Source organism: Paenarthrobacter sp. TAF1 (assembly GCF_052113825.1).
Taxonomy (GTDB): Bacteria; Actinomycetota; Actinomycetes; order Actinomycetales; family Micrococcaceae; genus Arthrobacter; species Arthrobacter nicotinovorans.
The window spans coordinates 70162-89028 of the sequence record NZ_JBFRDO010000013.1; the positions used below are offsets into that span (position 1 = coordinate 70162).

General features: G+C 64.5%; 21 protein-coding genes and 1 riboswitch. Of the genes, 8 read left to right on the forward strand and 13 right to left on the reverse strand.

Features of this window, described 5'->3' with window-relative positions; genetic code table 11:
- Positions 1–68: 68 nt before the first annotated feature.
- On the forward strand, positions 69–1283 hold the full coding sequence (locus AB4Y81_RS16065; protein WP_441996251.1) for a PucR family transcriptional regulator: 1215 nt from the start codon (positions 69–71) through the stop codon (positions 1281–1283).
- A 248-nt stretch (positions 1284–1531) separates the two neighbouring features.
- Here the strand turns inward: AB4Y81_RS16065 and AB4Y81_RS16070 are convergent, their stop codons facing one another.
- Together AB4Y81_RS16070 and AB4Y81_RS16075 are read right to left on the reverse strand one after the other, a co-directional pair.
- Positions 1532–2746, reverse strand: coding sequence for a hypothetical protein (locus AB4Y81_RS16070; RefSeq protein ID WP_441996252.1), 1215 nt, complete (start codon positions 2744–2746; stop codon positions 1532–1534).
- A 15-nt stretch (positions 2747–2761) separates the two neighbouring features.
- A riboswitch (cyclic di-AMP (ydaO/yuaA leader) is annotated at positions 2762–2912 on the reverse strand.
- A gap of 128 nt (positions 2913–3040) precedes the next feature.
- A complete protein-coding gene (locus AB4Y81_RS16075) occupies positions 3041–3271 on the reverse strand; it encodes a hypothetical protein (RefSeq protein WP_064723666.1) in 231 nt (76 codons plus the stop codon).
- Positions 3272–3317: 46 nt separating this feature from the next.
- Between AB4Y81_RS16075 and AB4Y81_RS16080 the strand changes: the two genes are divergently transcribed.
- Entirely contained in the window at positions 3318–4382 is a 1065-nt protein-coding gene (locus tag AB4Y81_RS16080) for an ATP-dependent DNA ligase (protein WP_441996253.1), read from the forward strand.
- Between the two features lie 15 nt (positions 4383–4397).
- Here AB4Y81_RS16080 and AB4Y81_RS16085 read toward each other — a convergent pair whose 3' ends face one another.
- The 6 genes from AB4Y81_RS16085 to ptsP all read right to left on the reverse strand — a co-directional run bounded on the left by AB4Y81_RS16085 (position 4398) and on the right by ptsP (position 8433).
- Positions 4398–4661 (reverse strand): DUF6480 family protein, encoded by a 264-nt coding sequence (locus AB4Y81_RS16085; RefSeq protein WP_018780195.1) that lies wholly within the window; start codon positions 4659–4661, stop codon positions 4398–4400.
- A gap of 133 nt (positions 4662–4794) precedes the next feature.
- Positions 4795–5586: an alpha/beta fold hydrolase gene (locus tag AB4Y81_RS16090; protein WP_441996254.1), complete on the reverse strand. Its 792-nt coding sequence runs from the start codon at positions 5584–5586 to the stop codon at positions 4795–4797.
- An 85-nt stretch (positions 5587–5671) separates the two neighbouring features.
- The gene (locus tag AB4Y81_RS16095; protein WP_413306413.1) at positions 5672–5917 is read right to left on the reverse strand and encodes a hypothetical protein; all 246 of its coding nucleotides are present in this window, start codon (positions 5915–5917) and stop codon (positions 5672–5674) included.
- A gap of 80 nt (positions 5918–5997) precedes the next feature.
- Positions 5998–6405 carry a helix-turn-helix domain-containing protein gene (locus AB4Y81_RS16100; RefSeq protein WP_018780192.1) on the reverse strand — a complete coding sequence of 136 codons (408 nt, stop codon included), beginning with the start codon at positions 6403–6405 and terminating at the stop codon, positions 5998–6000.
- 34 nt (positions 6406–6439) lie between these two features.
- A complete protein-coding gene (locus tag AB4Y81_RS16105) occupies positions 6440–6718 on the reverse strand; it encodes an HPr family phosphocarrier protein (protein ID WP_018780191.1) in 279 nt (92 codons plus the stop codon).
- Between the two features lie 29 nt (positions 6719–6747).
- A complete protein-coding gene (gene ptsP, locus AB4Y81_RS16110; protein WP_441996255.1) occupies positions 6748–8433 on the reverse strand; it encodes a phosphoenolpyruvate--protein phosphotransferase in 1686 nt (561 codons plus the stop codon).
- A gap of 129 nt (positions 8434–8562) precedes the next feature.
- Between ptsP and AB4Y81_RS16115 the strand changes: the two genes are divergently transcribed.
- From AB4Y81_RS16115 to AB4Y81_RS16125, 3 genes are all read left to right on the forward strand, one after another.
- Positions 8563–9285, forward strand: a complete 723-nt coding sequence (locus AB4Y81_RS16115) for a TetR/AcrR family transcriptional regulator (RefSeq protein WP_018780189.1) — start codon at positions 8563–8565, stop codon at positions 9283–9285.
- Between the two features lie 66 nt (positions 9286–9351).
- Entirely contained in the window at positions 9352–11370 is a 2019-nt protein-coding gene (locus tag AB4Y81_RS16120; RefSeq protein ID WP_039243294.1) for a PTS mannitol transporter subunit IICBA, read from the forward strand.
- Entirely contained in the window at positions 11370–12518 is a 1149-nt protein-coding gene (locus AB4Y81_RS16125) for a mannitol-1-phosphate 5-dehydrogenase (protein ID WP_018780187.1), read from the forward strand. Before AB4Y81_RS16120 ends, AB4Y81_RS16125 begins: the two co-directional genes overlap by 1 nt.
- An 82-nt stretch (positions 12519–12600) precedes the next feature.
- On the opposite strand, the gene cycA is transcribed toward AB4Y81_RS16125, so the two are convergent.
- The 5 genes from cycA to AB4Y81_RS16150 all read right to left on the reverse strand — a co-directional run bounded on the left by cycA (position 12601) and on the right by AB4Y81_RS16150 (position 16469).
- Complete coding sequence (gene cycA, locus AB4Y81_RS16130) at positions 12601–14061, reverse strand: D-serine/D-alanine/glycine transporter (RefSeq protein ID WP_018780186.1); 1461 nt, start codon at positions 14059–14061, stop codon at positions 12601–12603.
- Between the two features lie 174 nt (positions 14062–14235).
- Positions 14236–14997, reverse strand: a complete 762-nt coding sequence (locus tag AB4Y81_RS16135) for an ABC transporter permease (RefSeq protein ID WP_441996256.1) — start codon at positions 14995–14997, stop codon at positions 14236–14238.
- Positions 14994–15776, reverse strand: coding sequence for an ABC transporter ATP-binding protein (locus tag AB4Y81_RS16140; protein WP_441996257.1), 783 nt, complete (start codon positions 15774–15776; stop codon positions 14994–14996). The genes AB4Y81_RS16135 and AB4Y81_RS16140 overlap by 4 nt, the downstream gene beginning before the upstream one ends.
- Positions 15773–16138 carry a DUF1048 domain-containing protein gene (locus tag AB4Y81_RS16145; RefSeq protein ID WP_064723657.1) on the reverse strand — a complete coding sequence of 122 codons (366 nt, stop codon included), beginning with the start codon at positions 16136–16138 and terminating at the stop codon, positions 15773–15775. Before AB4Y81_RS16145 ends, AB4Y81_RS16140 begins: the two co-directional genes overlap by 4 nt.
- Before the next feature lies 1 nt (position 16139).
- Positions 16140–16469, reverse strand: a complete 330-nt coding sequence (locus AB4Y81_RS16150; RefSeq protein WP_039243288.1) for a PadR family transcriptional regulator — start codon at positions 16467–16469, stop codon at positions 16140–16142.
- Positions 16470–16607: 138 nt separating this feature from the next.
- On the opposite strand from AB4Y81_RS16150, the gene AB4Y81_RS16155 reads away from it, so the two are divergent.
- The 3 genes from AB4Y81_RS16155 (at position 16608) to AB4Y81_RS16165 (ending at position 18865) form a co-directional block, all read left to right on the forward strand.
- Positions 16608–17078: a GNAT family N-acetyltransferase gene (locus tag AB4Y81_RS16155; protein WP_431230637.1), complete on the forward strand. Its 471-nt coding sequence runs from the start codon at positions 16608–16610 to the stop codon at positions 17076–17078.
- Positions 17079–17150: 72 nt separating this feature from the next.
- Complete coding sequence (locus AB4Y81_RS16160) at positions 17151–17594, forward strand: MarR family winged helix-turn-helix transcriptional regulator (RefSeq protein ID WP_441996258.1); 444 nt, start codon at positions 17151–17153, stop codon at positions 17592–17594.
- Between the two features lie 32 nt (positions 17595–17626).
- Positions 17627–18865, forward strand: a complete 1239-nt coding sequence (locus AB4Y81_RS16165; protein ID WP_018780179.1) for an MFS transporter — start codon at positions 17627–17629, stop codon at positions 18863–18865.
- Positions 18866–18867: the final 2 nt, after the last annotated feature.

The window sequence follows — 18867 nt, forward strand, 5'->3', positions numbered from 1 at the left end:
GCCGTCAAGCTCGACATTTGTCGAGCACCAAGGCGTCAGGTGTCGCCTGCTGTTGGTACGCTTTCCGGATGCAGCAAGACGTGGAACAGATCGTTGAACGCGTAGCACTGAAGCTCGGCCGCGGACTGTCCTTGGAGGACCTCGACGGCGTTCTTCTCGCCTACAGTTCCAACCAATCCCACGCAGACCGCGTCCGGGTGAACTTCCTGCTCAGCAAGCGCGTCCCCAGCGACGTCAGCGCCTGGCAGCTCTCGCACGGCATCTCCACCGCCGTGCGCCCCGTTGTGGTGCCCGCCAACGACGAACTCGGGATGCTCGGCCGCGTCTGTGTCCCCTTGTTGGTCCGCGGTTTCCGTGTGGGGTACTTGTGGGTGCAACAGGACCTTGAGGAGCAAAGCGCGACGGCGATCCTCGCCCAGTTGCCCGGCGTCCGGGACGAACTGGACCTGTTGGCGGGCTTGCTCCTGGACTCGAACACGGCCGAGTCCGAGTTCCGGCGCCGGCGTGAGCAGGAGTTCCTCTCGGCCTGTGGCGGCGAATCGAACGCCGTGGCGGCCGTTGCGGGGTGGAAGGAGATCCAAGGCCGCGGCCCGTGGCAACTGGTGACGATCCTTGACGCCGAAGGTGCCCGGTCCGACGTCGATCCCATCGCGGCAACCCTCACGCACCGCTCAGCCGCGCTGCAGTCCACTATCGGCGTGAACGCGGCTTTGTTCAGCGCGGGCACGGAAACCCACTCGGTGGTCCTGTTCCGGGAATCCGGAGGACGGGCAGACCACGCGCAGGTCCTGGTCCATTACCAGCTTGAGCTCGCCAAGCGTGCCGGCCGGACCGTGGACCGCGTCATCCTGGGGATCAGCGAACCCTTCCAGGTGATCAGGCAGCTCGCGGGGGCGTACCGGCAGTCCAAGGTTGCTGCGCAGGCGGCGGCCGTGGATGCGCAGCTCGGGGAACTGGTGGACAGCCGTTCCGTGGGCGTGTACCAGCTCTTTGACCGCCTGCTGGCACCGGGCGGCTGGGACGATACCGGCTCGGTGCATTTCCGGACGCTTGAGGACCAGGACAAAAACGGCGAGCTCCTGCCGGTCCTGGAGCTTCTCTACGATAACGACAGTGCCGTGCAGGATGTCGCCGAGAAACTTCACCTCCACAGGAGCAGCATCTACAACAGGCTCGGACGCATCCGCCAGCTCATCGGTGCTGATCCCTTGAACGGTGCCATCCGGCTTGAACTGCATGCTGCCTTGAAGGCGCGGCGCTGGGCCGGCAGGCCGCGGATCTGAGCCGGACCGCGGATCTAAGCACCGGCAAGACTCAGCGTAAGAAACAGATAAGGCAGGTACCCGCGCGGGTACCTGCCTTATCTGATGCCGATGCGCTTGCCTGGCCGTTCACGGGGGAACGCGTCAGGAGCGCCTCAGCCGCTGGCAACTCCAGCGGCCCAAACGGCGCCGGAACGTTGCCGTGCGGCTGCTGTTGCAGTACCGCCCGTGCCAGCCGGTGTGCACGTTGGTGCGGGGCAACCGCGTGCTCACTGCAGTGCCTTCTGTGCGGCGTCAAGGAGCGATTCCAAGGTGGACGCCTGCGGCTGAGGCGACGTGCCTGCGGTGGGCTTGCCGGTGGGCCGGGGCTTTGCCGTTTGCGTTCCCGTCGGTGTTGGCGTCGGGGTCGGCGTGGGAGTGGTGGTCGGCGTCGGCGTCGTGGTGGGCGTCGGTGTTGCCGGCGGCGTCGTGATCGTGTCCGAGGGCACGTCGCCGGGCGCCGGCGCAGGTTGGGTCGGAGCCGGAGTGCCGGCTACGGGGGACGGCGCTGCGACTGCCGGGGCAGACGCCGAGGGGACCCAGACAGGGGCTGCCAGGGAAACGTGCGGTGAAGGAACCGACGACGGCGAAACCGCCACAGGCGCTTCCGGTACCGTCGCCTCCGGTACCGTGGCCGGTTGGCCTGCTTCGGATGACGATTGACCCGACGACGACGGGGAGGACGCTGTGGTGTAGGAAGCCCGGGGCGCAGGGGCTGCCGAGCCCGGTTGGCGGTCCTCGCCACCCTGGCCGCCGTTGGCTTCCTGGGCCGGACTTTCCTGACCGAAGAACGGAAGCTCCAGTGCCTGCCCGACGGTTCCCGCAGTCAGTACCAGGCCCAGCGCTCCGGCAACCACTGCCATGCGCTGGCTCATGTGTTTCACCGACGCGGCTTTCCGCAGAACAGCTTGGGGTTCGCGGCCAAATGAGGAGGTGGTGCCGAGGGTTGATGCCGTTACCGGCGGAGGTGTCTTGCGGGATGCCGCCGGGGCCGGGGCAGCCGCTTCGGCTGTGGCTTCCCCGCGGGTGGCTGCCTTGCGGGCGGCAACCACGGGAATGGCTGACGTGGGAGGCCCTGGTGTGGTGGATGCCGGAGCTGCGGCCCGCGCGGCTTCGACTACCGGAATCGCTGCGGTTGCCGGCTCCGGGCCTGCGGTTGCCGGCTCCGGAAGCGCAGGGGCTGCCTTCGGCTCGGCAGGGGCGATCACAGCCCTTGCCGCACGCTCACGCTCAGCGGCCCGGGCCGCAGCCCGTGTGGTGGGCGCAGCCGTAGCAGATGATGCCGGAGTGGGTGCCGTTACGGTGGGGATCGCCGTCGTGGCGGGTTCTGCTTGGGTGGGGATCGCCGTCGTGGCTGGTTCCGGGGATCCGCTGGGTTGGGCCCGACGGCGTCCGGTTGGCTTGGTGCGCTCGCGCTCGAGTTGCGCGCGGCGTGGGTTATCCATGGTTGGGGACATGGTTGTGCCTCTCAACGCCTGCGAGGTTAGCTGTCGGGTTCGGACGAGGCCGTCCGGCCGCGCGTGGCGGCTTCACCCCAAGGGCTTGCAGAGAAAACAAGCCCGGGAAACTGTGGGTCCCCCGTCTCTGCCGCGAGTCTGGCGGATCCTGGATTGCGGCAGAGCCCGGCGTCAATCCAGAAGCGGCCCAGCGGAGATCGGGTCGCCCTACGACCGTACAGGAGGCGGAAAGTAAAGTCACATTAATGTAACGGGCGGTAGTTCTGCCCCCGCGGGAGGGTGCTACCGCTTAGGCTTCGGGGCCGGTGCGGGGGCGGGGAGTTCGTGTTCGATTTTCCGGACCTGGTGGGCTTGATGTGTGGCAGGGCGGAAGACTTCGTCTGCGATCCCCAGCATGCCGCCTGCTGCGGCCCGCCGGACGCCGCGCTTGTTCTCCCGCGCAATCCAGTACCAAAGCGCGCCCATGAGCGCGGGAACTCCGAGCACTGCTGCCAACACGGCCAAGATGTCCATCCGCCAACACTAGCCTTGGGCACGTACTGGCCGGTAGACATGAGCTATGGACCTACCAGTGATGCCGCCCGTTTCGCCCATGCTCGCCAAGTCCGTCCCGAACATCCCCGACGTTGGGCATTACGAGCCCAAATGGGACGGTTTCCGGACCATCGTCTTCAAGGACGGGGACGACATCGTCCTGGGCAGCCGCAACGAGAAGCCCATGACCCGCTACTTCCCGGAGCTGGTGGAAGCGCTGAAGAAGAACCTTCCGGACAAGTGCGTTGTAGACGGCGAGATCATCCTGATCCAGGGCAACAGGCTTGAGTTCGAGGTGCTGCAGCAGCGAATCCATCCCGCGGACAGCCGGGTTCGGATGCTTGCGGAGAAGACGCCGGCGTCCCTGGTGGCGTTCGACCTGCTTGCCCTCGGCGACGAGGATCTGACCGGCCGGCCCTTCGCCGAGCGGCGCGCGGCCTTGGAGAAGGCCCTCGCCGACGCCCGGCCTCCTGTGTACGTAACGCCTGCGGTGACGGACCTGGGGCGCGCCAAGAAATGGTTCGTGCAGCTTGAGGGAGCAGGCCTCGACGGCGTGCTGTCGAAACCGCTCGACGGCACCTACCAGCCGAACAAGCGGGTGATGTTCAAGACGAAGCATGAGCGGACAGCCGATTGCGTGGTGGCCGGGTTCCGTTGGCACAAGACCGCGAAAGTTGTGGGGTCGATGCTTCTGGGGCTCTACGACGACTCAGGCCGGCTTCATCACGTCGGCGTCGTGGCGTCATTCTCCATGGCAAAGCGGGAGGCGTTGGTGGCGGAGCTTGAGCCCTACCAAGTGGAACTCGGCGACCATCCGTGGGGCGAGTGGGCCAAGCAGGACGATTCGCCCGGGGGGTCACGGATGCCCGGGGCGCAGAGCAGGTGGAGCGCTGGAAAGGACTTCTCCTTTGTGCCGCTGCGCCCCGAACTGGTGATCGAGGTGGCCTACGACTACATGGAGGGTGACCGGTTCCGCCACACGACGCAGTTCCGTCGGTGGCGGCCGGACCGGACTCCTGAAAGTTGCACGTACTCGCAGCTGGAAGAGCCTGCGGAGTACGACCTTGGGGAGATCCTGAGCCTGCCGTAGTGGCCCGGCGGGGAACTACTCCTCGTGCCCTTGGTCGCTGCTCATGCTGCCTTCGGCGGGCGGGGTTTCTCCCGGGGGCACGCCGCCGCCTGGCTCGAGGCCTGTGACGTTTCCATCCAGGGGGTCGGGATTGGCCGAGGAAGCGGGGTCGTCGTCCTCGTCCTGGCGCATGTCGGGATCTTCGTGGATGCTGTCCGCGTCGGCGGTAGTGTCGATGGGTCCACTGGCGCCGCTCACGCCGAAGGTACGGGGATCGTCTTCCGGGTCATAGCTGGTCATGGTGAGCCCTTTCGTAAGTAAGCTTACTAATTAGCTTGCTCCGACAGCCTATCCGGGACGGGCCGCGCCAACAAGGCCGTCCGCAGAGGTGCCCGTGCCAATGCGGCTCCCTGCGCCTCGGCGTCCTGCTTGCTCAGCGGTGCCGGGTGGTGGCGTTGACGAAGCTGCGGATGGCGTCCGCCACGGCTTTGGGGCGCATGTGCTGGGCAACGTGGCCGACGCCGGGAATTTCCACCAGGCGCCCTTGGGCCACCGCCCGCGAAAGCCTCAAGGACCAATCCGGTCCGGCAACATGGTCGCGGCTTCCCCGGAGAACCAGGACCGGGACATCGATGCCGGACAGTCGATCCAGGGTCGGGTACTTCATCATCACGGGCAGTTCGGTGACGTACCAGCGCGGTCCGCACCGGAAGTAGTCCCCCGTGACGATCCAGTTGGACGAAGGACTCTCGCGGAGGATGCCATCCAGCGTCAGGGCAATCGACTGCTGCATCACGTTCTTGTGCCGCGAATCGACAACCGGCCCCATGAGCACAAGCTGCCGTGCACTTTCCGGCCGGTGCAGTGCAGCCTCAATGGCGAACTGCACCCCCATTGAGTGGCCTACCAAAATGTAGGAGTCGATGCCGCGGGATGCCAGGGCCCCGGCAATGAAGGCGCCGTAGTCCTCGACCTGGAGTTGCCTGCCGGGCCGGGGAGTGCCGGCGAAGCCCGGCAGGTCGAAGGAGTACGTGGGCGCATGCGCCGCCAGCACGGCGTGCAGTCGTGCCAGGTACCTGTGGGAAACCCCGATGCCGTGGATCAGGATGTAGGCAGGCTTCTCTGCCGACCCGGCCCCGGCCCCGGGTTCGGGAGACCCCTCGGTCCAGAAGATGCGTCCGGTGAGGCCATGGGCCTCTATGTCGGAGGACAGTAGCGCGCTCATGCGGGACAAACGACGGAAAAGTACCTTGAAGCCATACAGCTATTGAACAGCATGCTGTCGGTTTCGGAGGGCTCGCCGGTGCGAGCTAGTCCCGCGCGGCGTCGTCCGATTCATTGGAGTCGGCCGGCCGCGCATCAGTTGCCTTCGCAGCGTCAGCCGCCTCCCGGCGTCGTGCGATTTTCGATTCGGTCCACATGGTGACCGCCACGAACACCGTGCACGCGAACATGAAGGTGGCCACAAAGTTCAATCCCATGGCTGAGCCCAAGGGTATGGCAAGGGCAAGCGCAGCCAAACCGGCCACGATATGCCACCCTTTGAAATTGCCCACCGATCAAGCGTAACCCCGGGCTTTACAGGTCCCCGCCTGTTGGCTGGGATCGTTGCTTGATCCTTATCACTCGGACACTTTCAGTCGCTTTCCGCAGCCTCCGCGGCGGCGGTTTCGTCCTGCTTGCGCTTCTGGGTTTCCAGCCACGCAATGATCGCCGCCTGCCGGATCCGACGATGCGTTCCCCGGTACTCCACCGGAATCTCGCCACGGTCGGTCATGTTCCGCAGATAGGTGTGCGAGATCCCGGCAAGCTCCGCAGCCTGCGAAGTCGTCAGCATTTCCTCCACGCTGCTGACGGTCACCGTTTCACCCCGACCGAGCCTCGCAAGGAGGTCGACGACGGCGTCCCGCGCCTGATCGGGCAGGCGGTGGACCGTGCCGTCCACGAACACGGTGATGTCGTCGCTGTCGTTGAGGGAGCGTGCCAGGTTCCGGGCGTCGTCGGTGGGGAGGCCTGCTGTGACGCGGGGAGCTATCAATGCCATGGCAGAAGCCTAGCCTGCGGCGTGGAGGAAGAACTTACTCCGCGTCCAGATCCGTTTCCAGCAGCTTCACCAGTGCGTCCAGCGCGGCATCGGCACCGTCCCCCTCGGCTCGAAGCACCACCACGTCACCCTTCGCAGCGCCGAGGGTCATAAGCGAGAGGATGCTGGCCGCGTCCATCGCTTCGTCCTCGGGCTGGCCCTGCATGGCGATGGTGACATCCACCGGCTGCTCGCCGGCTGCCTCGGCGAACAGGGCAGCGGGCCGGGCGTGCAGTCCGGAGCGGCTGGCTACGGTTGCTGTGCGTTCTGGCATGGTTTCTCCTTGCGTTGGTGCGGGAAGGGTTAGAGGCCGAGCTCTTCGAGCACGGGGAGCTTGGCGCGGACCCAGTCGCGTGCCTCGGTGGCGCTGGGGGCGGAAAGAGCCAGGCGTGCAAGTTCCTGCGCCTGCTCCAGCGTGACGGTCTTCAGCACGGTCCCGACCGCGGCCAACGAGCGCGCGGTCATGGACAGTGTGGTGACGCCCAGTCCGGTGAGGACGACAGCGAGGGCGGGGTCCGCGGCGGCCTCGCCACAGACGCCAACGGGCTTGTTGTTGCCCTCCTGTGCCGAGCCTTCCACGGTGAGCTGCACCAGCCGCAGCACCGCGGGTTGCCACGGAGTGTTCAGGTCCGCGAGGGGGCCCAGCTGGCGGTCGGCGGCCATGGCGTACTGGGTGAGGTCGTTCGTGCCCAGGGACGCGAATCCCACTTCACGCAGCACGGTTGCGGCCGTCAGCGCAGCGGAGGGGACCTCCACCATTACGCCTGGCGTCCGGATTCCCGCTGCTGCGCAGAGCGAGGCAAAGCGTCCTGCCTCGGCAGCTGTGGAGATCATGGGAGCCATGACCCACACATCGGCCTCGGATTCCGACGCGGCGCGGGCGATCGCCTCGAGCTGGCGTTCCAGGACGCCCGGGGTGGTGAAGTCGGTGCGGTAGCCGCGAACGCCCAGTGCAGGGTTGGGCTCGGTGGCATCCGTGAGGAAGGGGAGGGGCTTGTCGGCGCCGGCGTCGAGGGTGCGGAGGGCCACCTTCTTGCCCGGGAACGCGTCAAACACGGCTTTGTAGGCGGCGGCCTGCTCATCCACGGAGGGCTCGGTGTCGCGCTCCAGGAAGCAGAATTCGGTGCGGAACAGGCCAACGCCCTGGGCGCCCAGCTTCGCAGCTGCCACGGCATCCTTGGCTCCGCCCACATTGGCGAGGAGCGGGACCAGGTGGCCGTCCGCCGTCGTGCCGTTTCCGTCGAAGGCTGCCAGCGTGGCGGAAGTTTCCGCCCAGGCGGTGGCAAGTGCACGTTGTTCCTCGGTCGGTTCGACGGCGACGAAGCCGGCAGCGCCGTCCACATAAACCTCTGAGCCGTCCGCGATCCCGTCCACGCCGTGGGCCGCAACGACGGCGGGCAGGCCAAGGGAGCGCGCGATGATCGCCGTGTGGGACTGCGGCCCGCCGCCTGAGGTCACCAGCGCCAGGACAACTGCGGGATTCAGGGTCGCAGTGTCGGCGGGAGCGAGATCCTCGGCTACCAGGATGAAGGGTGTTTCGGAGGACGGGATGCCTGGTGCGGGGACACCCCGGAGTTCAGCGACAATGCGTGCGCGGACATCCAGCACGTCGGTGGCGCGCTCGGCCATGTAGCCGCCCAGGTTGTGCAGCATTTCGGAGACCGATGCGCCGGCTTCCCAGATGGCCCGTTCTGCGGAGGTTCCGGCGTTGACGAGTTTGCCCGCCGATTTCAGCAGCATGGTGTCTTTGGCCATGAGGGCGGTGGCCTCAAGGACCGCCTTGCCGTCGCCCGAGGCCGTGTCCGCCCGCGCCTTGAGTTCATCATGGACGGCTTGCGCCGCTGCCTTCAAACGCGCGACGGCGTCTTCCGGAGCGACGTCCGCGGCCAGGCGTTCCCCCGACGGCGGTTCACTCACCGGCTTGGGCATCTGGCGGACGGAACCCGTGATGCGGCCAGGGCTTACCCCAACTCCTTGGAAATTCTGCACTGAATCCTCTGTTCCTGCTTGTTGTTTCAGACCCGTCGGCGACGGCACCGGGAGCCTCTGTAACCAGCCTACAAAATTCCTTTGTGAGCCACTTCATATAGCAACGCTATAGGTGCTAGGGTAGCGGTTATGAGTTTCGATGACCAGCTTCCGCCTAAAATTCGGTTGCTTCGCGCAGCTGCCGAATTGCTGGCGAATTCGGAGGGGTCAGCGGTCTCAACGCGCCAGATCACCAAGCTTGCCGGTGTCACGGCGCCTACGCTCTACCACCACTTTGGTGACAAGGAAGGACTGTTCGACGCCGTCGTATCAGCAGGCTTCGAAGAGTACGTGGCGGGGGAGCGGGACTTTGCGCCGTCCGGGGAGCCCTTGGAAGACGTCCGGCGGATGTGGGACAACCACGTCCAGTTCGGATTGACCCAACCCCATCTGTACCTGGTCATGTTCGGCAACATCAGGCCGGAGAGCCGCCCGGCAATCGTGGCCGATGCTGAAGCGCTCCTGGAAGAGATGTTGAACAAGGCCGCCATCGCAGGTCAGATCAATGTGCCGCCCCGCGAAGCGGCACGGAGCATTCTCGCGGCCAACGTGGGCGTCACGCTCATGCTGATCGCTGAACCGGTGGAAGAACGGAACCTCGAGCTCTCAACGATGACCCGGGATTCCATGATTTTTGCCGTCTCCACGGAAACCGCCCGTGGCGCCGCAGCGGACGACTCCGGTAAGTCGTCGGTAGTTGTTGCGGCAATCGCCCTGAATGCGGCACTGCAGGCCTCGCATTCGGACCAACTTTCCAGCTCTGAACTGAAGCTTTTCCTGGAATGGCTTCATCGCATTTCCAGCAGCTCCTAGCTGCTCTCTCTCGATCTCTATATCGACTGACCCCGCGCCGCCGCGGGAAACACGTTAGGAATTCACATGGCAACAGAGACAGTTGCGAAGCCCCGCACCAGCGCCCGCGTTGGCGTCCAGAAGTTCGGAACATTCCTGTCCGGCATGATCATGCCCAACATCGGCGCCTTCATCGCCTGGGGCCTCATCACGGCCCTGTTCATCGAGAAGGGCTGGATTCCCGTCCCGGAACTCGGGGGCTATGGGACCAACGCCGAGGGTGTTGCCAACGTGGGCCTTGTGGGCCCAATGGTCAACTACCTGCTTCCGCTTCTGATTGCCTACACCGGTGGCCGGATGGTCTATGACGTCCGCGGCGGTGTGGTGGGTGCCATCGCCACCATGGGTGTCATTGTGGGCACGGGTATTCCTATGTTCATCGGGGCCATGATCATGGGGCCGCTGGGCGGCTGGACCATGAAAAAGATCGACAGCATCTGGGACGGCAAGATCCGTCCGGGCTTCGAAATGCTGGTCAACAACTTCTCCGCCGGTATCTGGGGCGGAATTCTGACCCTGCTCGGGTTCTACGGCCTGACCCCCGTAGTCAAGGCCTTCACAGCCGGTGCCGGCTCAGTGGTTCAGTTCCTGGTGGACAACGGCCTGCTGCCCCTCACCAGCATCTTCATCGAGCCTGCCAAGGTCCTCTTCCTGAACAACGCCATCAACCACGGCGTACTGACACCGCTGGGCATCCAGCAGTCGCTGGACCAGGGCAAGTCCATCCTGTTCCTGCTCGAAGCCAACCCCGGCCCCGGCCTGGGCATCCTGCTGGCCTACATGTTCTTCGGCCGTGGTGCCGCACGGGCATCTGCTCCCGGTGCTGCGATCATCCACTTCCTGGGCGGAATCCACGAGATCTATTTCCCGTACGTCCTGATGAAGCCCATCCTCATCCTCGCTGCCATCGGCGGCGGCATGACGGGCATCGCTACCCTGGCCATCACCAACTCCGGTCTCGTGGCTCCGGCAGCTCCGGGTTCCATCATTGCCGTCATAGCCCAAACCTCACGTGACAGCTACGTGGGCGTGGTCCTCGCTGTCGTGCTTGCCACCACTGTGTCCTTCCTGATCGCCTCCCTGATCCTGCGCACGTCCAAGAACAAGGGCGACGACGATCTCAGTGAAGCCACGTCCCGTATGGAAGCCATGAAGGGCAAAAAGAGCTCCGTCTCCTCCGCCCTCGTGGGAGACCGGCAAGCAGCCCAGGGTGAAGGCACCGTCCTGACCCGTCCGGTCCGGAACATCGTGTTTGCCTGCGACGCCGGCATGGGCTCGAGTGCCATGGGTGCCTCCGTCCTCCGCAACAAGATCAAGGCGGCCGGCTTCCCGGACGTCAAGGTCACCAACTCGGCCATCGCCAACCTCAGCGACACCTACGACGTCGTGGTCACCCACCAGGACCTCACCGAACGTGCACAACCGCGCACGTCCAGCGCCGTGCACTACTCGGTAGACAACTTCATGAACAGCCCCAGGTACGACGAAATCGTTGACTTGGTACGTTCGAGCAACAGCGCAGACGCTCCAGCAGCGGCTGCTCCTTCGGGGGCCGTCGAAGAAGCCCCCGCCCATGGTGCCCATGCCGCCGAGCCGGCTGCCGCCGTCGAAGGCAAAGGCGTCCTGCTTCGCGAAAGCGTGATCCTGAACGGCACCTCCCGCGACCGCGACAGTGCGATCGACGAGGCCGGAAAGCTGCTGCTGGACCGTGGCGCCGTGGATGTCAGCTACGTCCATGCCATGCACGAGCGTGAGGAATCCGTGTCCACCTACATGGGCAGCTTCCTGGCGATCCCCCACGGCACCAACGATGCCAAGGAACACATCAACCACTCGGCCGTGTCCATCATCCGGTACCCCGAGGGCATCGACTGGGGCGGCAAGCAAGTGAAGTTCGTAGTCGGCGTGGCCGGCATCAACAACGAACACCTCCACATCCTCTCTTCCATCGCCAAGATCTTCACCAACAAGGCGCAGGTTGCCCAGTTGGAGCAGGCAACCACGGTGGATGAAGTCCTGGAGCTGTTCGGAAAGGTCAACGCATAGTGAAGGCAGTCCATTTTGGGGCAGGCAACATCGGGCGGGGTTTCGTGGGGCTGCTGCTGCACGAAGCCGGGTATGAGGTGGTGTTCGCCGACGTCGCGGATGCACTCATCAGCCAGCTCGCGGAGGCCAGCAGCTACGACGTCCATGAGGTAGGCGAAAACCCGGCGGTCAAGACCGTGGAAGGCTTCCGCGCCTTGAACTCGGCTGCACAGGAAGCCGCTGTTGTGGAGGAAATCGCGACGGCGGATGTGGTCACCACCGCGGTGGGGCCCCACATCCTGAAGTTCGTGGCGCCGGTGATTGCCCGCGGGCTTGCCGCCCGGCCCGCGGACCTCCCTCCGCTGCAGGTCATGGCCTGCGAGAACGCCATCAATGCCACGGACCTCCTCCACACGGAGATCCGGGCTGCCTGGGACGATTCTGCCGGTGACCTGGACGCCGTCGCGGTTTTTGCCAACACCGCAGTGGACCGGATCGTGCCCAACCAGGCACCAGGCCAAGGCCTGGACGTCACGGTGGAAACGTTCTACGAGTGGGTCATCGACCGTACGCCGTTCGGCGGCAATGCGCCGAGCATCCCCGGCGCGACGTTCGTGGACGAGCTGGGACCGTACATCGAGCGCAAGCTGTTCACGGTTAACACCGGCCATGCGTCGGCTGCGTACTTCGGCTACGGTGCAGGGCTTGAGAAGATCTCGGACGCCATGGCCGATCCTGCCGTGGCCGCGAAGGTCCGGGCCGTGCTGGAGGAAACCAAGGAACTCCTGGTTGCCAAGCACGGTTTCGTGGAGGCCGAGCAGGAAGCGTACGTCCAGAAAATCCTGCAACGCTTCAGCAACCCGCACCTGCCGGATACCGTGAACCGCGTGGGCCGTGCGCCGCTGCGGAAGCTTGGCCGGCACGAGCGGTTCGTTGGTCCGGCGGCCGAGCTGGCAGAGCGGGGCGTCACCCCGGTGGCCCTGCTCGAGGCGATGTCGGCAGCCCTCCGTTTTGACGACGGTGCCGATGACGAAGCCGTGGAGCTTGCCAGGATGCTGTCCGAACTGGACGCGGCCGCCGTCGTCGAACGCGTTACGGAACTGCCGCCGACGCACCCGCTGTTCCCCGCCGTGCAGAAGCTGGTGGAGGACCGGCAGGCCGAGCTCTGACGCTCTCTCACGTTCCACATAAAGGCCCGACGTCGAGCACTCAAGTGAGTGCCCGACGTCGGGCTTTTTCGGGTGCGGGGGTCTAGTGCGCTGCCGAGGTTTCCGCTTCCGACATCGCCTTCCACTCAGCCACGCGGGCCTGGTGGAGCGGAGACTTGCGGACTACTGCGTACGCGACGCCGAGGATTGCGAACCAGATGGGTGTCACCAGCAGTGCCGTGAGGGTGTCGGGCTGCGTAGTGAGCGCCCAGACAAGGAATGCGAAGAAGGCGAACACTACCCACACCATCGGAACGCCGCCGGGCATCTTGAACGGCGAGGCCGCGTGCAGCTCGGGGCGGCGCTTGCGGTACACCAGGTAGCTGGCCAGGATGATGGACCACACGAACATGAAGCAGACTGCGGACACGGTGGTCACCATGTCGAACGCCACGCCGACGTCCTTGCCCGCGTAGAGAAGCGCGACGCCGGCCAGCAACAGGACGCAGGAGAGGAACAGTGCGTTCTGGGGTACTTTGCGGCTGGAGAGCCGGCCGAAGAGTTTGGGTGCGTCGCCGTCATTTGCCAGGCCGTAGACCATGCGGGACGTCGAGTAGATGCCCGAATTGGCCGAGGACATGGCAGAGGTGAGCACCACCAGGTTCACCACAGTCGCTGCCATGCCCAGGCCCGCCAGGGAGAACATGGCGATGAACGGGCTTTGGCCTGCCTTGAATTCGGTCCACGGGGTGACCGACATGAGGATGATCAGGGCGCCTACGTAGAAGAGCATGACGCGCAGGGGAATGGCGTTGATGGCGCGGGGCAGGTTGTGCTCCGGGTTCTTGGTTTCTGCAGCGGCAGTGCCCACCAGTTCGATGCCCACGAACGCGAACACGGCGATCTGGAAGCCGGCCACGAAGCCCATGAATTCCTTGGGGAAGAAGCCGCCGTGGCTCCAGAGGTTGGTGAAGCTGGCGGTGCCTGCGTTGGACTGGAAGCCGGTGAAGATCATGACCAGGCCCACGACGATCAGCGCGACGATGGCCACGATCTTGATGAGCGCGAACCAGAACTCGGTCTCGCCGAAGGCTTTGACGGTGGGGAGGTTCAGGAGGAGCAGGATGATGATGGTGGCCAGGCCCGGGATCCACAGCTGGATTCCCGGCCAGAGCTCGTTGGCGTAGCCCGCAATGGCGATCACGTCCGCAACGCCGGTGACTACCCAGCAGAACCAGTACGTCCAACCCGTAAAGAAGCCGGCCCACGGGCCCAGGAGGTCGCCCGCGAAGTCGCTGAAGGATTTGTAGTTCAGGTTGGACAGCAGGAGCTGGCCCATGGCGCGCATCACGAAGAAGAGCATGAAGCCGATGATCATGTAGACGAAGATCACCGAAGGCCCGGCGACCGAGATGGTCTTGCCGGAGCCCATGAAGAGGCCCGTTCCGATGGCGCCGCCGATGGCCAGGAGCTGGATGTGGCGGTTGCTGAGCGAGCGTGAGAGGTGGGGCTCGCTGTCCCTGCTGGAGGCGCGGAGCTGCCCCTGTGTTGTCTGGTCGGACATTAGTTCAAGAACCCTTCGGAGGAACCGTCAGAATAGTGACGGCCGTTACAAATCTGTTCGATAAAGCTATAGCTAATGTCTGACCAATGGCCAATCGGTCTGCATGGCGAAAGCTCCCTTGTGGAAAAGGGAGCTTTGGCCGTTGGTTCAGGCTGGGTTTCAGAACACGGGCCGCTAGGCGTTCCGGCGCTTGTAGGCCGCCGTCGCAAAGGCGTAGGAGACGAGGAGGATTCCCAGGCACCAGGCCAGTGCTACCCAAATATCCGTTCCGGCCGGTCGCTGGGCGAACAGGTCCTGGATGGTGTTCACGATGGACGTCACCGGTTGGTTCTCGGCGAACCAGCGGACCGGACCGGGCATGGTTTCCGTCGGAACGAACGCCGAGCTGATGAACGGCAGGAAGATCAGCGGGTAGGAGAAGCCGCCGGCGCCGTCCACGGACTTCGCCGAAAGGCCCGCAATGATGGCGATCCACGTCAATGCCAGAGTGAACAGCGCCAGGATTCCAGCTACGGCCAGCCAGTCCAGCACGTTCGCCGAAGTCCTGAAGCCCATGAGCAGTGCAACTCCGACGATGATCACCAGGGAAAGTCCGTTGGCCACCAACGATGTCAGGACGTGTGCCCACAGGACCGAGGAGCGCGCGATCGGCATGGATTGGAACCGCTCGAAGATGCCGCCCTGCAGGTCCGTGAAGAGGCGGACCGCCGTGTACGCGATGCCCGAAGCGATGGCTATCAGCATGATGCCCGGGAGCAGGTAGTTGACGTAGTTTTCAGTGTCGGTCCGGATGGCGCCGCCGAAAACATAGACGAACAGCAGCATCAGGGCGATCGGGGTGATCGCGGTGGTGATGATGGTGTCCACGCTGCGGAAGATGTGCCGCATGGAACGGCCCAGCAGGACCGAGGTGTCTGCGAAGAAATGGGTGCTCATGACCTGTCCTTTACTGGCTCGCTTGTTCCGGTGCTTCCCACGAGGGCCAGGAAGATGTCCTCCAGGCTTGGTTGCTTCTCCACGTACTCCACCTTGGCGGGCGGCAGCAGCTGCTTCAGCTCCTGGAGCGTGCCGTTGGCGATGATGCGTCCCTCATGAAGGATGGCGATTCGGTCTGCCAACTGTTCGGCCTCGTCGAGGTACTGGGTGGTGAGCAGGACCGTGGTGCCTTTGTTGGCAAGGTTCTTGACGATCTGCCACACCTCCAGGCGGGCTTCCGGGTCGAGTCCGGTGGTGGGCTCGTCCAGGAAGATCACCTTCGGATCGCCGATCAGGCTCATGGCGATGTCCAACCGGCGACGCATGCCGCCGGAGTAGGTTGCCACTTTGCGGGAGCCGGCATCGGTGAGGCTGAACCGGCCCAGCAACTCGTCGGCGATCCCGCCGGGATTCTTCAAGTGCCGCAGCTTCGCCACGAGTACCAGGTTCTCCCTGCCGGTCAACACCTCGTCCACTGCGGCGAACTGACCGGTGAGGCTGATGGACTGCCGCACCTGGAGCGACTCGCTTGCGACGTCGAAACCCTCGACGGCGGCCTGCCCGCCGTCCGCTGTGAGAAGCGTGGACAGGATCTTCACCATGGTGGTCTTGCCGGCCCCGTTGGAACCGAGAAGGGCGAAGATGCTGCCTGACGCTACCTCGAAATCCACCCCGCGGAGGACGTGGAGATCTTTGTACGACTTCTCTATGCCCTGCACCCGGATTGCCGTGGAAGTCATGATTCCGCTTCTTTCGCTTTGTCGATTGCCTTGTTGAGGCGCTCGCGCTCCTTGTCGATCCAGCGCTTTCCGCCGTACGCCTGGGCAAAGGTCTCTGCGAATTCGATGGGATCGTCGCCGACGATCCCGCTCACGGGCGTACCGTCGACGGCTGCGCGTTCCCAGAGGTCCGCCAGGTCCGTGAACATCTGGACCATGGTGTCGCCTTCGGTCACGCCGCCGTAGTACATCAAGTACCGGTTGAAGGCGGTGGCTACGGTGAGGTACGGCTCGGGCAGGGCATCCAACCGTGCCTTGGCTTGCTTGTACTGCTTCTTCTGTTCGAGCGATCCGGTGACGAGCTCGATCCATTTTGCTGCCATGTTATTTTCCTTCCTTGCGGAGCTGTTCAAGCCGTTCGGACAAGAAGCTCCAGGTGTTCCAGAATTCGTTCAGTTCTTTTTCGCCCTGGGGGTTGAGCGTGTACACCTTGCGGGGTGGCCCCTTTTCGGACGGCCGCTTCTCGACGTCCACCAGCCCCTTTTGTTCGATCCTGACCAGCAGCGCGTAAACGGTGCCCTCAGCGATCTCGGTGAAGCCCTGCTCCCGGAGCAGCGTGGTGATTTCATACCCGTACGCTGCCTTTCCGGTCAGGAGGGCCAAGACGATGCCCTCCAATGTGCCTTTGAGCATCTCTGTCATTTGCTTGCCCATCGGACACCTCCCTCGCTACTCAGTATTACTAGCTACCACTACATAGTAGAACTAAGTACCAGTACTTAGCAACACTAAGTTCCGAGAAAGTGGCATGCTGGGTTCGTGACTACGGAACCTGCCGCCGCGCCCGCCTTGATGACTGCCGCCGTCGAGGGTGGAACGTTCTCCCTGCGGCGCGCCCGCAGGGGCGATCTGCCGCGGATTCTCACGCTGCTCGCCGACGACCAGCTGGGTGCCGTCCGCGAAAGTGCCGACGATCCGGCGCCGTACGAGCGGGCCTTTGACGCGATCGACGCCGACCCGGCCCACCTTTTGGTGGTGGGGGAACTCAATGGCGAAGTGGTGGCCACCTTCCAGGTCAGCTACATTCCAGGCTTGTCCCGCAAGGGGTCCTGGCGCTCGCAGATCGAGGCCGTGCGCGTGTCCGGGGAGCTGCGTGGGCAGGGTGTCGGTGCGCTCATGATCCAGTGGGCCATCGACCAGGCCCGGGAGCGCGGCTGCTCGCTGGTCCAGCTCACGACGGACAAATCCCGGGTTGCGGCGCACCGCTTCTACGAGCGGCTGGGGTTTGTTGCGAGCCATGAGGGTATGAAGCTCAAGCTCTAGGTGCAGCTGCCCTCCGCGTGTGGGCAGCTGCATCTTGACTATTAGGGTCCCTAACTATTAGGCTACCTAAATATGAACGGTTCTCCTGATTCCCGCCTCACGGACCTCGCACAGGACTTTCGCGAAGCACTGCGCCTGGGCGTCTACATGTTCCGACGCCTGGACCCGGAGGGCGAGCTGACGGCTGCCCAGCTGAGCCTGCTCTCAATGATCTCCGACGGCGGCCTCCGCGTGGGTGACATCGCCAAGAACCTGGGGATCAAAGTCCCGAGCGCCACAGAGCAGATCATCAAGCTTGAGCGTGCCGGCCTGGTCACCCGTCGACCCGACCCCGACGATTCCCGCGCCGTCCAGGTGGCCATCACCGACGCCGGGACTGCCGCCGTCGAATCGGCCAACCAACGGCGGAATGCCATGGTGGCCGAACTGCTGCAGGGCCTCAGCGCACAGGAAATCGAGCAGCTGGCCACGGCACTTCCCGTCATCAGCAAAATCAACAGCTCATTCCAGAACTAACACGAATTAACGCACCGACAAGGAGCAATTGAATGTCACGCCAGTTGGCTGACGCTTCAGCAAGCGCCGAAACAACCATCGAAACCACCCTCGAAGCGGAGAAGGCTTCCCTGCTCAAACAGCCGAAAGCGGTGTGGGCCACGGCCCTCGCGGCTGTTTTCGCCTTCATGGGCATCGGGCTCGTGGACCCCATCCTCCCGGCAATCGCCAAGAACCTGCAGGCCTCCACCAGCGAAGTGTCATTGCTGTTCACCAGCTACTTCCTGGTGACTGCGGTGGCGATGTTGATCAGTGGTTTCGTGTCGTCCCGGATCGGCGGCAAGAAGACGCTTCTCATCGGCCTGGCGATCATCGTGGTGTTTGCGTCGTTGTCCGGCCTGTCCGGCAGTGTTGAGCAGCTGGTTGGCTTCCGCGCGGGGTGGGGACTCGGCAACGCGCTGTTTGTCGCAACTGCCCTGGCCGTGATCGTCGGTGTGGCCAGCGGTGGTACCGGCACAGCGATCATCCTGTACGAGGCCGCCCTGGGCCTGGGCATCTCGCTCGGCCCGCTGCTCGGTGCCCTGCTTGGCGGATGGCAGTGGCGCGCCCCGTTCTTCGGCACGGCGGTCCTGATGGCCGCAGCATTTATCGCACTGTTGGCATTGCTCCCCAAGACACCTGCCCCGGCGAAGAAGTCCCGCCTCCGGGACCCGCTCCTCGCACTTGGCCACAAGGGCCTCCGCACCACCGCAGCCAGTGCGCTGTTCTACAACTATGGCTTCTTCACCATCCTCGCCTTCACTCCCTTCATCCTGGGAATGGATGCCTACGGCATCGGGGGAGTGTTCTTCGGTTGGGGCGTTGCCGTAGCCGTGTTCTCGGTATTCGTGGCTCCCGTCCTGCAAAAGCGCTTCGGTGCCGTCAAGGTCCTGACCGGAACGCTGGCTGTCCTGATGCTCGACCTCGTCGGGCTGGGACTGGCTGCCGGGCACTCGGTGACCGCCGTCGTCGTGCTTGTCATCGTGGCCGGTGCCCTGCTGGGCATCAACAACACGGTCTACACGGAACTGGCCATGGGCGTCTCCGATTCGCCGCGTCCCGTCGCGTCGGCGGGCTACAACTTTGTCCGCTGGATGGGCGGCGCGCTGGCTCCCTTTGCCGCCGCGCAGCTCGGCGAGCACTTCGGGCCGCAGGTGCCGTTCTTCGCTGGCGCAGTTGCCATGGTGATTGCCATCCTGATCGCGTTCAGCGGCCGCAGCTTCCTGTCGTCCCACGAACCGCACCTGGTGTAACA